The organism is Ruegeria sp. CDSB113 (genome assembly GCF_059611045.1).
In genome coordinates, this window is sequence record NZ_JBXWOU010000007.1 from 193,507 (window position 1) to 206,938 (window position 13,432).

At 53.6% G+C, this 13,432-nt stretch carries 11 protein-coding genes and 1 pseudogene; 10 read left to right on the forward strand and 2 right to left on the reverse strand.

What is annotated here, in order from left to right:
• Positions 1 to 80 precede the first annotated feature (80 nt).
• Complete coding sequence (locus AC2FIS_RS14280; protein ID WP_496774010.1) at positions 81 to 1,424, forward strand: SWIM zinc finger family protein; 1,344 nt, start codon at positions 81 to 83, stop codon at positions 1,422 to 1,424.
• Positions 1,421 to 4,093, forward strand: coding sequence for a DUF6493 family protein (locus AC2FIS_RS14285; protein WP_496774012.1), 2,673 nt, complete (start codon positions 1,421 to 1,423; stop codon positions 4,091 to 4,093). Before AC2FIS_RS14280 ends, AC2FIS_RS14285 begins: the two co-directional genes overlap by 4 nt.
• Before the next feature lie 795 nt (positions 4,094 to 4,888).
• On the opposite strand, the gene AC2FIS_RS14290 is transcribed toward AC2FIS_RS14285, so the two are convergent.
• Entirely contained in the window at positions 4,889 to 5,449 is a 561-nt protein-coding gene (locus AC2FIS_RS14290) for a CHAP domain-containing protein (protein ID WP_496774013.1), read from the reverse strand.
• A 409-nt stretch (positions 5,450 to 5,858) separates the two neighbouring features.
• On the opposite strand from AC2FIS_RS14290, the gene AC2FIS_RS14295 reads away from it, so the two are divergent.
• The 8 genes and pseudogenes from AC2FIS_RS14295 (at position 5,859) to AC2FIS_RS14330 (ending at position 12,861) form a co-directional block, all read left to right on the forward strand.
• Positions 5,859 to 6,608, forward strand: a complete 750-nt coding sequence (locus AC2FIS_RS14295; RefSeq protein WP_496774014.1) for a Tll0287-like domain-containing protein — start codon at positions 5,859 to 5,861, stop codon at positions 6,606 to 6,608.
• 101 nt (positions 6,609 to 6,709) lie between these two features.
• Positions 6,710 to 9,310 (forward strand): response regulator, encoded by a 2,601-nt coding sequence (locus AC2FIS_RS14300; RefSeq protein WP_496774015.1) that lies wholly within the window; start codon positions 6,710 to 6,712, stop codon positions 9,308 to 9,310.
• A gap of 18 nt (positions 9,311 to 9,328) precedes the next feature.
• Complete coding sequence (locus tag AC2FIS_RS14305; protein ID WP_496774016.1) at positions 9,329 to 9,694, forward strand: response regulator; 366 nt, start codon at positions 9,329 to 9,331, stop codon at positions 9,692 to 9,694.
• 33 nt (positions 9,695 to 9,727) lie between these two features.
• Positions 9,728 to 11,248: an adenylate/guanylate cyclase domain-containing protein gene (locus AC2FIS_RS14310; RefSeq protein WP_496774017.1), complete on the forward strand. Its 1,521-nt coding sequence runs from the start codon at positions 9,728 to 9,730 to the stop codon at positions 11,246 to 11,248.
• An 86-nt stretch (positions 11,249 to 11,334) separates the two neighbouring features.
• Positions 11,335 to 11,538: pseudogene (locus tag AC2FIS_RS14315) on the forward strand (transposase); the annotation flags it as partial.
• A 10-nt stretch (positions 11,539 to 11,548) separates the two neighbouring features.
• The gene (locus AC2FIS_RS14320; RefSeq protein ID WP_496774018.1) at positions 11,549 to 11,824 is read left to right on the forward strand and encodes a hypothetical protein; all 276 of its coding nucleotides are present in this window, start codon (positions 11,549 to 11,551) and stop codon (positions 11,822 to 11,824) included.
• Positions 11,825 to 11,893: 69 nt separating this feature from the next.
• Positions 11,894 to 12,100 (forward strand): hypothetical protein, encoded by a 207-nt coding sequence (locus tag AC2FIS_RS14325; protein WP_496774019.1) that lies wholly within the window; start codon positions 11,894 to 11,896, stop codon positions 12,098 to 12,100.
• Between the two features lie 125 nt (positions 12,101 to 12,225).
• A complete protein-coding gene (locus AC2FIS_RS14330) occupies positions 12,226 to 12,861 on the forward strand; it encodes an IS6 family transposase (protein ID WP_496774027.1) in 636 nt (211 codons plus the stop codon).
• A gap of 79 nt (positions 12,862 to 12,940) precedes the next feature.
• Here AC2FIS_RS14330 and AC2FIS_RS14335 read toward each other — a convergent pair whose 3' ends face one another.
• Positions 12,941 to 13,420: an invasion associated locus B family protein gene (locus AC2FIS_RS14335; protein WP_496774020.1), complete on the reverse strand. Its 480-nt coding sequence runs from the start codon at positions 13,418 to 13,420 to the stop codon at positions 12,941 to 12,943.
• Positions 13,421 to 13,432 lie beyond the last annotated feature (12 nt).

The window sequence follows — 13,432 nt, forward strand, 5'->3', positions numbered from 1 at the left end:
GCTGGTGTGCTCATCATAGGGATGGACAGTAAGCGGGAATTGCGAACCTTTTCTATTGTCGATGTAGAGGATCTGCAAATTTGTCCGTCATTGAGCAACGCTACACCTATGCCGTCTCATCCTCGCTGAGTGGCACAACTGACCATCGCCGTCTTGCGTTGGCTTGTGAAGCCGTGGGCTCTGACGAACCAGACCGCAACTTTCTCACCGCGCGGGCACTTTTTCCTGACGTCACGGCGCGATCGTTGCGGGCCGTCTCGGAAATCGTCGGGTCCCGGTTTTACGTGCCGCCATCTATGCTGGCGCGCATTTTGCGCGAAGCTGACCCGGTCGCGACGGTCAGTCCGGGCGCAGTCCGATTTGAAGGGTTTTCGGCATGTTGCAGCGCCTACATTCGCCTTGACCTTGGAGATGCAGCATTGGAGGTGAGCCACCGCCAGAATGGTACAACAAATGTGGACTTCGGATCCGAGTTGCGGAGCGCCCTCGCCACGATCGAAAGGGACGCGATTCTGGATATTGGAATTGGTTCTCAGTCCGTCGAATTCGTCCATGACGGCAAGGCGCTGGTCGAAAAGAAGGTGCAGCTGCCACCACGTTGGATCAAGGGGTTTGCCGAGGTTCAGATCATCATGTCAGGGATGAAACCTGCGTTCCGCCTCTCTTGTGTCGCAGCACAGCGATTCTTTCAAAGCTTGCCGCGCAGCAAGGATGATACCATGCATTGGGTGTCGCTTTCCGGCGGCCTTGCCCGGTTGTCGGCACGTGAAACGCAGGGCGCTGTGCCCTTGCGGGGCGGACACCGTCTGCGCGCGCTCGACAAATTGGTTCCCAAGGTCGATGGCATTGATGTCTTTGTAAACAACGAGACGGGTGCCACGGCCTGGGTGATGAATCTGGGTGCACAGCGCTTGCACTTGGTGTTGAATGCCAATCCATGGCGCGGCTTTTCCGGCGACGGTGGCCTACTGACCCAGCTTGCTACATCTGATGGTGTGGCCACCGCAGCCGTACGCGCCCAATTAAATTGGCAAAGTCGGATAGACGTCGACGTGATGTCCGAAGCAACAGGCCTGTCGCACAATGCCATAGGTGCGGCGCTGGCAGAACTTGCAGCAATCGGTTTGGTCGGTTTCGATCTGAGCACTGGGTCATATTTTCACAGGGTCCTGCCATTCGATCTGGATCGCGTCACATCGCTGAACCCAAGACTGAAGGCGGCGGGAAAACTGTTGGCCAACGGGGCTGTAAAGATTTTGGATGACCTGACGGCCGACGTTGTCAGCGATGGCGTCATCTACCGTGTGCAGCACGATGCTGAGAACCGGCGCTGTACCTGCCCCTGGTATGCCAAGAACGGCCAGCAACGTGGCCCATGCAAACATGTGCTTGCAGTTGAGATGTTTCTAGAGCAGCAAGAATGACCGAAGAGGACCTCATCCGGTTCATCTGTAAAAACAAGGCTGGGACCGTTCTCCAGCACATGGTCGACATGCCATGGACCGACCGGCGCAATCATTCCAAAGCCATCATGCATCTCTTCAAGGCGACGATCTGGGTTTATCACAAAGATCCGGACCGACCGAAGATCAAAGATGCAGATGCTGTCATCGTGGCTGTGTTGGCAACCGCAACCCTGTCCGAACTGAAATCCATCAAGCTGTGGCAACTGCCCAAAAATCCCCGCATCGACGATGTGTTGCGAGCCCTTCAACCAGACTGGATCGAGGCGTGGGTCGCCTCTGTGATCGAAGACAACCCGCACATAATCCCGCGTATCGCATCGATCTGGGAAAATGGTCTATGCCCCCACCCAACCAGCGACGCGTTTATCTTGGGATATTACGCGCAGGGAAGCGTGCAGAGCAGCGGCGAGATCAACGAAGAGGTCTTTTTGTCACAAGACGTCTGGCGGTTTTTTGAGGTTGAGGGAGGCGGCGAGTTCAGTCTTGCAGCCTGCGATAAATACACCACGCCCAGGTCTACATGGGAATACAAGTTGCTGCGTTACGCTGAGGCTGGCAAGCTGGATCGCGGTCGGCTGCTGGATGCCTCGCTTGACGCACTGGATCGCGACTTTGGCCAGTTTGTTGCCGGTTGGTATTCGCGCTTTCACAAAGCCCTCAAACCTACACAACAGGAAATAACAGACAGAGCACCGAGATATCTGAGGCTGTTGTCATCGGCAGTGCCACCGACTGTCTCGTTTGCGATCCAGGCTGTACAGACAGCCGATAAGGTGCAAGCCATTTCGTCAAATGCGCTACTCGACGCACTCGAACCTACCTTGCTCGCGCGCGCCAAAGGTACCGTGTCCGCAGGTCTGCGACTTGTGGCGAGAGCGGCGAAGCGCGACCCATCCTTGTCGGCAAAGGCAGCTCAGGTCGCTACGCTTGCCTTGGCCGCGGAAGACGCGGGCATCCAGAACAAGGCACTGGATTTGATAGAAAAGTTGGGTGGGGCGCAGGATTCTGCGGTGCGTGCGACGGTGGCCGACTATGTGCCATTGGCTGCCCCATCAGTACGCGTGCGTATGGCCCAGCTGTCTGGCGTGGAAGGTGATGACCCACAGGAGGCCACACTTACCAGACAACCGGCCAAAGCCACTGCCATCGCTCCAGTTGCAGAACCGGATGAGGCACTGGCGCTATTCCTGTCGGTTCTGGAGAACCATCGCGACCCGTTCGCGATTGAACGCGCGATGGACGGTATTTCGCGGTTCGGCGCGTCACTGCGTCGTTGCAACGATGTCCTGTCCCCGTTGAGGAAACGGGCGCGGCAACTATTTGATCGATCCAATGACAGCACCGTGCGACTAGCACTGTCCATAACGGGTTGCGATCTGGCAGAGGGAACGGAGCGACACACGCTTTGGCAGGACCTGGACAAGTCCGCCCCCCAGATGGGTTTGTCCAATGGGACATTTGGCCGCCTTTTGATGGATCGCAATGCCGAGATCGTTGCGATGGTTATCAAGGGGCATGCTTTGCCGATGCTCTCTATGCCGTCAGACACGTCCGGCCGTATCACAGCGGATGATTTGGTCACACGTCTGATCGCGTATCGTGAAAGGGGGATAGAACCGGGCAGTGTTGATTTGCAGGTTGCTCTGTTGCGACTTGCACGAGTTGATGGCGCAGATGCGCTGTCGAAACTAGTGGGAGAGACCGAGTATGAAAGTGCCGTGATGTATGCATTGGGGGCTGATGTAGTACCGGGCAAGACCGCGCCGCTTTGGGCGGCCGCCTGGGCAGCGCGTCAACCGACTGACGTGGACCGGCGTGTCGCTGATCTGTTCAAACCAAATCTGCCCGATTGCGGTATTCCGGCCCAGACGTCGCTAAAAACCTGGCGCGAAGACGCAATCGATGGTCCGTACTATTGGCCCCGCATCGCGATCCCTGTTGAGAATCTCAACCGTTCGAACCCAACTGCCGCTATACCAGCGATGTTCTATCCGCCAAACCCGGAGTACGATTGGAACGCCGGAAACTGCGGCAACGTGATTGAGGATGTGGCTTGGGTATCGCTGCTGCGGCCAGGCTGGCAAGAATCCTTTTTCCGTCAGGGCATCTTGTCACTCGAGACCGACCAAAAGCTGTCGGATCACTACTGCCTGGGGTTTATGGAGCCCTTGCTGAGGCCGGGTATCACCGTCGGTCCCATCGGGCATGCCATGCTGGTTTATTATTTGGCATCCGCGGACAATTCAGTCACTACTCTCACGTCAGATGTTATTGCAGAGTTGGCCTTGTCGAACAAATTAGATGTGAAACTGTTCGCAGACGCACTCAAAAAATTCTTGGCGATTGACGCACTTCCGACGGGTCGTTGGACCAAAGGGCTCGCTGCCATAGCGCAATCAGGGGCGGGCGACTTTAGCCGTGACGTGATGACATTGGTTTTGAAATTCGCACCGGATAAGACACCGCGAAACATCGGTGGGATGCTGGAACTGCTCTATGAGCTTCATATCTCCAGCAGCACCGTCCCTACTTGCCCAGAAACATTGGCCTGGCTCAAGGGGATACCCCGGGGCGGGAAGGCAGCTAAGTTCGCTATTAAGCTCTTGGGGCTAAAAGACCAAAACTGACGACCACAGCAAGATCAAGAGACGCGCTATCGGCGTTCCGGACCAATTTAGACGGTTCAAATTGACTGCTTATCGTAGCAGCGGAATGCTCTTGGGGGAGACGGCATTCAAGGGAGAAATCTATTTGTAAGTGCTTTCATGCGTGCGTCTGCCAGGATCGGGAGGCGTTGGTTGCCGCGTCCCAATTTCTTTGCTCTACTGATACATCCCAACTTCGGTCGAGATTTGCTCTTCGACGTGGGATTGGTTGGTTTCTTCTATCCTCTTGGAGTGTGAGGACCGAGCTTACACCAACACAACGGGTCGTTGAGAACACGGTTAACATTGCGTACTTGGCCGCAGCAGATGTACTTGTAGTTGAACTGTTTCAACACTCAATCGGTGGATGGCAAACGCACCAAATCTATCATGACCGCTTACTTTTGGATTTTTGCTGAACGCGTTTGAATTCGTGCTATCTACTTGGATAACAACTTCTTGGGGCACAAAACCCAAAGCTCATTGACGTAAATTGGGTAAAATACCGGCCTCGACCAAAACTCATCCAAAAACTCAATGGCCACCAACCAGATCTTCGCGGCGGGAGAAGTACTTGGCCTCAGCGACGGCGGCAATGCACAGGAAGCGAGCAATAAATTAAAGATGCTGTGTTTTTCAACCCTGGACAGTTGCGGTGCGGACGATACCCACGTTCGGCTTCCCTGCGCAAAAGGTTAGTGTCCGTGCATCACGACCGAAGCGGAATTCGCCTGGACACATTCGGATACCTCGCAGCAGACGCGAACAGAAATTGAGTTACCCGCCATCTTTCGGATAGATAAACCCGTTTACCGGGTAGAAATTGCCATACTGGCCCGGCTTGGTTTCGACCCGGACCAAGGTCCAATCATTGTTTTTGGATACGTCCCTGACGCCCATTTTCAACGATACTTTATTGCGGTGCCAGTTGGCGTGATTCACGATGACTTCCCGGTCCGTGACAATACTGGACACGACAGCCACATGACCCAAAGGCATCCCGCTGGTTGCTCGAAACGACATCACTGCACCGACGGCTGGTTCATTACCCCGTTCAAAAATACTACGCGCCCTACCCCACCAATCCTTGGCGTTGCCGCGAATTTGGATACCGCTGAGGTTCCGTGCATAGGGCACGCACCACACTCTTTGCCCACGGGCTTGCTTTTGCGCGACCTCGCGCAGAGCCATTGACTGACGTTCCGGATTAAGGTCCGCATCGGTTGGACTCTTAGCGCAGGCAGAGAAAAGACTAAGAACCCCAATCGCGATCGCGGTTCGGGCGGTACCAAAAAAGCGTGGCCAAATCGTATTTGTTTTATGGGCGCTGTTTTGCAAGACGCTTCATTGCCGGTTCGAAGATTAACGGGTTTCTACGCTGATTTGATCAAGAATGAAAAGAGGCCTGCCAATTCCCCAGCAAGATATTGCCAGTTCCCTGTGCCACCGTTAGCCCAATGGCTTAGATGAAAGGCGCATATGCACTTCTGGTGACAAATTCTGCGCTTGGATAAGGAAGTAGCAAAAGGCTCAGAACCGACGTTCACGAAACTTCGCTCGCTATCTGAATTGCGGACAAATCTGTTTGGCGCACAAGCAGCGTGATCACTAGCTCAGCCGACATTAACTACACTCAATTTTTGGTTGTACAACTCTGGTCGGGCCGAATTCATAAGACAGTTTGGAGAATTTTTGCTAGTCTATCTTATTGTCACTGCACTCGACTTTGCGTGGAGGCGTTGGTCTTTTGAAGAATTCAATTTTAGCAGCAGCGGTCATTTTGAGTACATTCTGTCCGCTTAGTCCGGATGGTGTTGCGGCGCAAACCGCAGAAGAGGTTGAGACGGGCAACCGACTAGCGGCGGTATTGCGAGCCGGCCGAAGTGTGGTGTCAAACAGCCAGGAACTAATCAACGATCCAACCGTCACTGACAAAGGTCTATCCGGTGACGTTTTTTACGAGAAAGTTATTCAGGCCTACTTGGAGGCCAATGGCGAACCACCGCTGCATGATGGACTGGACCCATTGGAGCGTAAGCTTACTGAAACGCAACTGGACGCTATGGTCACTGTTATCGACGCAAACCAAGAGATAATAAATGCTGAAGGAGTGGCTTTCAAAGGTTTTATTCCAGCGATTTTTGCCCGGTTGGTAAATGAACAGTTCGCAGATGAAATTGGCACATCTGCAGTGGTCAAGGTAACGGCGCCCTCGGAACTTGTCCGCAATCGCATGGCCCGTCCCGATACTTGGGAAAACTCGGTCATCGAGGAAAAGTTCAAGGACTCTTCTTGGGCGGAAGGTCAGCCATTTTTTGAAGAAGCTGACGTTTCAGGAACACCCGCTTTCCGTATGCTGATCCCCGAATACTACTCTGATTCCTGTCTTTCATGCCACGGATCGCCAGCAGGTGAAACGGATGTGACCGGTTTCCCAAAGGAAGGTGGGCAACTTGGGGATCTGGCAGGTGCAATCAGCATAACCCTTTTTAGATGAAACAAGAATCTGGTTTGAGTAACAATTGGAAGTGGGTGTCCGAAAACACTATTCCGGTGCGCATTGGATCACTGTCAGCGCTATTGTTAACCGCTTTGGTCGTGAGCACGATCGTGATGGTCTACGATCTGGCGCGGAACCAAGCCCGCATACAAGACGCAAATACTGAGTTTCACCGGCTGGAAGTGGCAGGCCAGGCAGATCGTCAATTTGGAGAAATGAGGTACTGGCTGACGGATCTTTCTGTCAGCTTACTGACCCTTTCAGAACGGCGCGCGAACGAAGCAAGCACGAAACTCAATAGCAGCCTCGAACAGCTCGCCGCTTTTGCACCCGAGTCCGCAGCCAGTGTACAAGAGCAGGCAAACTCCTATTACGAAACTTCTATGCGAGCGGCCGATGCTTACACAGATGGTAACAGGGTGCTGGGAAACACTTTACTTGCACAGGCCCGAGTGGCCAGTGATGCCGTCGACAAGACGCTGACGCAATTGGTCGATGACCTATCGGAAAGTGCCGACCGAACCAGAAATGAAGCAACGGTTGCCGCCAAGGCTGCGATGAACCGAGCGATCATTGCATGTGTTGTCATTGTGATATTGGGAGCGCTTCTTACGTGGCGTGCTCTGAGGTCAATCGTTGTGCCACTGCATGCAATCAACATTGCGATTTCAGGCCTAATCCGGGGTGAACGGGATGTCACGCTGCCGCCCGAAGGCCCTGATGAGCTGGGCCGGATGTCCCAAGCGCTAAGGGCCCTTCGCGACAGCCAGGACAAACGGCGCGAACTAGAAGAAGAAGCGCGTGCCCAGCGCAATACAATCCTCACTGCGATTGAAACAATCCCAGATGGATTTGCGCTGTTCGACAACGAGGATCAACTCATACTCTTCAACGACCGGTTCCGCAGCATTTTTGCACATGTAGACGACATACTTGGGCCGGGCACGCGGTTCGAGGATATCTTGCGGCTGCAACTGGAACGAAAATCGGTTGATACCGATGGTGTACCTGACGAAGAGTGGATTAGCAGCCGGCTTGAACGACATCTCAGTCCTGATGGGGATCACCAAGAAGTCTTACTGGGTGGCGCCTGGATTCAGGTATCGAAACGCAGGACTCCAGACGGGGGCACGGTCGCCGTTTATAGCGATATTTCTGACCTTAAATCCAAACAGGAACAACTTGAAGAAGCCAACGCGCAGGCGATCGCCGCCAGTTCTGCAAAAAGCCAGTTCCTGGCTTCCATGAGCCACGAGTTGCGTACACCGCTGAACGCGATCATCGGTTATAGCGAAATGCTGTCCGAAGATGCGCAGGATATGGGGTTCGAGACTGCGACGGATGATCTGGAGAAGATCATGGCATCCGGGCGGCATCTTCTCTCGCTTATCAATGACGTTCTTGATCTATCCAAGATCGAAGCGGGCAAAATGGAAATGTACCCGGAACGCTTCGCCCTCCGACCCTTGTTGGACGAAGTCGCTTCAACGGTGGTGCCCTTGGTGAGCAAGAATGGAAATGAACTGGTTCTCTCTTGTGATCTCGCAGACACTGACGAGATCGAAACCGATAAAACCAAGCTCCGGCAGAACCTTTTCAACCTGTTGTCTAACGCGGCGAAGTTCACCGAAGGTGGTAAGATTGAGCTTCTTGTCTCCAAACTGGAAAAAAACGGCCAGGACTACTTTCGATTTTCAGTGACAGACGAAGGTATCGGCATGACGCCGGAGCAACGCGACAAGCTGTTCCAGGCGTTCGTCCAAGCTGATCAGTCTACTACGCGAAATTTCGGGGGTACCGGGTTAGGGCTCGCCATTGCGCAGGAATTTACGCGTATGATGGGCGGAAACATAACTGTCGATAGCAAAGAGGGTGTTGGATCAACCTTCTCTTTTGAAATTCCGGCGCGCTATGCTGCTGTGTCCACCTTGGTTGACGATCACAGTGAAGCGTCACCGGACACTGCTTTGGGCCGCGTTCTGATCGTGGATGATGAAGAAGACGCACGGAACGCGGTTGCACAAATCGTGCGCGAAGAAGGGTATGATGTCTTGCTGGCATCGAACGCAGCGGCGGGCATGGAAATGGCACGCGCGCAAAAGCCCGACGTCATTCTTCTGGACGTTATTATGCCCGAACGCGACGGCTGGTCTATGTTGAAAGAGCTCAAGGCAGACCCGAAGTTGTGCGAGACACCCGTTGTCTTGGCCACGATTGTCGCGGATCGCGACATGGGTCTTGCCTTCGGAGCGATCGAACACCTGATTAAACCCATTGATCCAGCACGGCTGATTTCAACACTAGATTCAATCGCCACGGGGCGTGACAAGGATGTGCTGATCGTTGACGACGATATGTCAACGCGGAACCTGTTTCGCCGTATTTTGACGCGCAACGGTTGGACAGTGCGCGAGGCGGCGGACGGTCACGGCGCGCTCAGCCAATTGAAATCCAAAAGGCCGACTCTGATGGTATTGGATATCATGATGCCGAATGTTGACGGTTTCGATGTTCTCAAAACGGTTCGCACAACCGATGGGCTTGCAGATTTGCCGGTGATCGTAGCCACATCCAAGGACCTCACGCGGGACGAGCTGGATTGGTTAAAAGCCCATTCAGATGAAGTCATTCGCAAAGGCGATACGGGTCGAGGTGATCTGATTGCGGCACTGAAACGTCAGTTACAGGATTACTCATAAATCGGAAAGTCTAAGGCGATGGCAAAGATACTTATTGTGGAAGACAACGATATGAACCTCGACATGCTGTCGCGCCGACTGCAGAGAAAAGGCTACGAAACCGTATCGGCCCGCGATGGTCAGGCCGGCGTTGAACAAGCCCTATCGGATAAACCAGATCTGATTTTGATGGACATGAGCCTGCCTGGAATCGACGGTTGGGAGGCGACAAGACAGATAAAAGCAAACCCAGACACGAAAGCTATCCCCGTTGTCGCTTTGACCGCCCATGCGATGCAGAGTGATCGTGACAAGGCCATGGAGGCAGGTTGCGACGAATTCTATACCAAGCCGATCGAACTGCCTGGGTTGCTGGAGATTATTAAAAAACTGCTGGACGGGTAGCGCTGCATGGTTTCAACAAACCGAAAAGACAAATTGGCTTTAGCCACCCGCATTTCCCAGAACCTTAATGGGCCGTCAGAAGCGATTGTTGGGTTTCATAACCTGCTGATCGAGGAAGTACGCAGAACAGGGCCAGAGGCTGCGCTGGAGGATTTGCAAAAGATTGGCGTTGCCGCCAGCAACCTTGTTCAGATGATCGAATTGTTGGGGAAAGGTGCGCACCAAATCACCGCCGACAAAGACGCTCAGGCAAAATTACGGCATGACTTACGCTCACCGATCAACGCCATCATTGGTTATTCGGAAATGGTGCTGGATGACTTCGAGACAGATCTGAAGCCGTCCGCTTGCAGGGACATAAACGCGATCCTGAGCGAAGCGCGTAAGCTGGCGCTACAGATCGACAGCACCATCAGTGATGCAGACATTCAGAATAACGCTGAGGACATTGACCGGGATCAGGAAATTGCGGCCAGCCTTGAACGCAGCCTTGCGAACTCTGATGCCAGTCGCGAAGCCCTGACCGGACGTATCTTGGTGATTGATGACGAGGCGGCCAATCGGGAAATCCTAACTCGTTTGCTAGAGCGCCGAGGGCACAGTGTGCGATCGGTTGGCTCGGCTAGCGAAACTTTTGAAGCACTAGATCGCGAGGGGTTCGACCTTGTTCTGTTGGATATCCTAATGCCAGAGGTAAATGGCATCGACGTCCTCGAAAGAATGAAAAAAGATCCGTCTTGGCGCGAAATACCCGTAGTTATGGTTTCAGGTCTGAACGAGACGAACGCTATTGCCAAATGCATCAGTGTCGGCGCTGAGGACTATTTGCCAAAACCTATCGACCCGGTGTTACTGCACGCGCGTGTGGATGCTTGCATGGAACGCAGTCGCTGGCGCGCCAAGGAATTGGCGTTCACAAATGAGATCAAATACGAACGTGACAGGGCAGACAAATTGCTGCACTCGATGCTGCCCGCGCCGGTTATCAAACGACTAAACGATGGCGAGACAAACATCGCTGATCGCTTTGTCGGCGCCACCATAATATTCGCGGATATCGTAGAATTTACACCACTGGTAGCCCGCATGGACGCCGGTGACCTGATCCTTGAACTGTCAAACTTGTTTACTGCTTTTGATGACCTGGCCACCCTGCACGGCATCGAAAAAATCAAGACGATTGGAGACGCCTACATGGCGGCATCGGGTATCCCGTTGCATCGCGAGGACCACGCCCACGCGGCAGTAAACTTTGCACGTGACATCCTTAGAACGATGTCTGATAGCACAGTAAGTAGCGCGGGTTTGCAAATCCGCATTGGCATCCACTCCGGACCGGTCATTGCTGGTCTGATTGGGCGAAAACGGTCAATTTATGATGTTTGGGGGGAAACCGTGAACCTTGCCAGCCGTCTCGAGGCCACAGGCAGGTCGGGGCACATCCACATCTCTGCCGAAACCAAGGATGCGCTGGGTGACCATTTGCCCAACGCGGAAGCGCAAACTCATTTCGTTAAAGGAGTGGGAGAAATAACGTCCTACTTCGTATCATAAGGCTTGTGATACGGCTTTGAGGGGCTTTGTTGCACAAATCGGCTGATGGGAATCACTGTGTGAATCCATCGTGATAGCTGAGGGGCATGAGCAGTTGGTCCCCTACGAAGTACAAGACCAGGAACTGGCCTTCGTACAACACCGCGCTGAAGCAACGCGGCTCACTTTCGATTTGGTTTGATCCAGAGATGGTCTGGGTGCCACCACCGGTGGGCAAACGTGGTCGGCAACGCCAATTCAGTGACGCGGCGATACAGGCCTGGAGCGCACTTGAGCGCCAGTTTGGCATGACCCAACTGAATGTCTATCTCTTCAATCCAGTCTGATACTTCGGCCGGCAACGAACTGTCTTTTCTGCCAGTGACACCGATCCCGGTTATTCCGACTGCACATCAGTTGGAGGCAATAATGGAACAACCCACGTTCGATAATGATAGGTTCGTATCCGAAGAGGGCCTGCGAATTATTGTTCAGGTACCCGATGCACATGCACAAAAGATCGTGGATGCGGTTCTGATCGAGGATGGGCTGAAGTACGGCAGCTATGATTCCGTGACATATAAGACAAAGTCGTGAACCCAGAAATTTAGGTCACTAGGGAGCGGACGCAATGCTGCGACAGAGAAAGCGGTCGAAGTACCTTGCGTGGAACTATCATTTTTCTTGGGCTGTGACGAAGCCCAAGCCGTGCAGGTTCTGAAGGCCATTTATGCATCTCACCCCTACGAAGAACCGGTTGTGTTTTTGAGCCAGTGTCTCCGGACGCTCCACATTAGCGGAGTCGACGAAGACAATCCCAACAGATTCTGGAACAGCGATGCCGAAGACTGGGTTCTCGAAGAACACCGGTAGGCGTGCGCAGAAAGGCGCTGTTTGGGTATTGCCAAGTTGTTCGTCTGTCTTGACCGGGTTGTCCGCGGGTCATGAACATTCCGACCAATCTGCCGCGCCTGAAAGGGTTCCGTTAGCCTCGTGAGATCATTGCGTATGCTGTCTGGGCGTACCACCGCTTTGCACTGAGCACGGCAGATGTTGAGGACCTTTTGGCAGCGCGGGGCGGGATTGTAAGCCGGGAAGCGATCCGGCTATGGGTCAATCGGTTTGGGCGGCATTTCGCAGTCCACATTCGGCGAGATTGTCTGCGACCGAACGACAAGCGGCACATCGACGAAGCCGTGATTTCGATCCGCGGCAGAAAACACCGGCTATTGCGCGCTATCGACGAAAATGGTGACGTGCTCGACGTTCTCGTGCAAACACTTCAGAACTTAAGAGCTGCAAAGCGGTTCTTTCAAAGGCTGGTGGCCCAATTCGGTGAACCGAGGGGCGTAATCACTGACAAGCTGCGCAGCTACATCAATCCCGTCAGCGACTTAGCTCCGCAGGCCGACCACCGGGCCCACAAAGGGCTAAACAATACAATCGAAGCGTCGCACAGGCCGACACGGAAGCGAGAAAAAATGTTTGGGCGGTTCAAATCACACCGGCAAGCCCAGAGGTTTCTGTCTGCGCATGACCAGATCAACATAATCTTTCGTCCGCGTCGATACCAACTCACCGCCATCTCATACCGCCACTCACGGACTGATGCGTTCGCACTCTGGGATGAATAGGCAGCAGAAATGAAAGCCTGAGCGCGGAACAATATCACTTTTCATGCATCCTCAAACAACTGGGCAATGCCCGCCCCCGTCATGGCAAAAGATCGGATACCTTGCTGAACCCCGTCAGATCAAATCCAAAGGAGATCGGGTCTCCTGCGGTATTTTTACTTTCGATCGTCAATTGGTTACCAGTCCGCATCGCAGACATCCATTCGGACGAGACAGGGGAACGGGCAAAGCAGCCTTGAGCCTCGCAGGTCAGAAACTCCAGGCGAGCAATTTCGACGTCATCGACTTTCGCTATCAGCCCCTCAGAAAACAGAAGACCAAACGGCAAGGTCAGCACGGCTTCGGTCTCATCTTTCCCCGCAGGCTTCACGAACGCAATGGAGGTAAGCCTCTGATTGTTTTCGGTCAAAACAATGCTCTGGGTCATTTCACAGACCAGCTCGGTTCCGTTGCCCGGATTTCCACAATTTACCGACCACGGGAGTGTGCCGTTCTCTTGCGCGGCAAGAGGTTGTGCCAAACCCAATGAGACCCCTAATGCGCCAAGCCAAATTTTCATACTGCTGTCCCT

Bases quoted from the DNA above. Each gene is read 5' to 3' on its own strand.
- AC2FIS_RS14285 (WP_496774012.1), top strand. From the start codon at position 1,421: ATGACCGAAGAGGACCTCATCCGGTTCATCTGTAAAAACAAGGCTGGG.
- AC2FIS_RS14305 (WP_496774016.1), top strand. From the start codon at position 9,329: ATGGCAAAGATACTTATTGTGGAAGACAACGATATGAACCTCGACATG.
- AC2FIS_RS14320 (WP_496774018.1), top strand. From the start codon at position 11,549: ATGTCTATCTCTTCAATCCAGTCTGATACTTCGGCCGGCAACGAACTG.
- AC2FIS_RS14335 (WP_496774020.1), bottom strand. From the start codon at position 13,420: ATGAAAATTTGGCTTGGCGCATTAGGGGTCTCATTGGGTTTGGCACAA.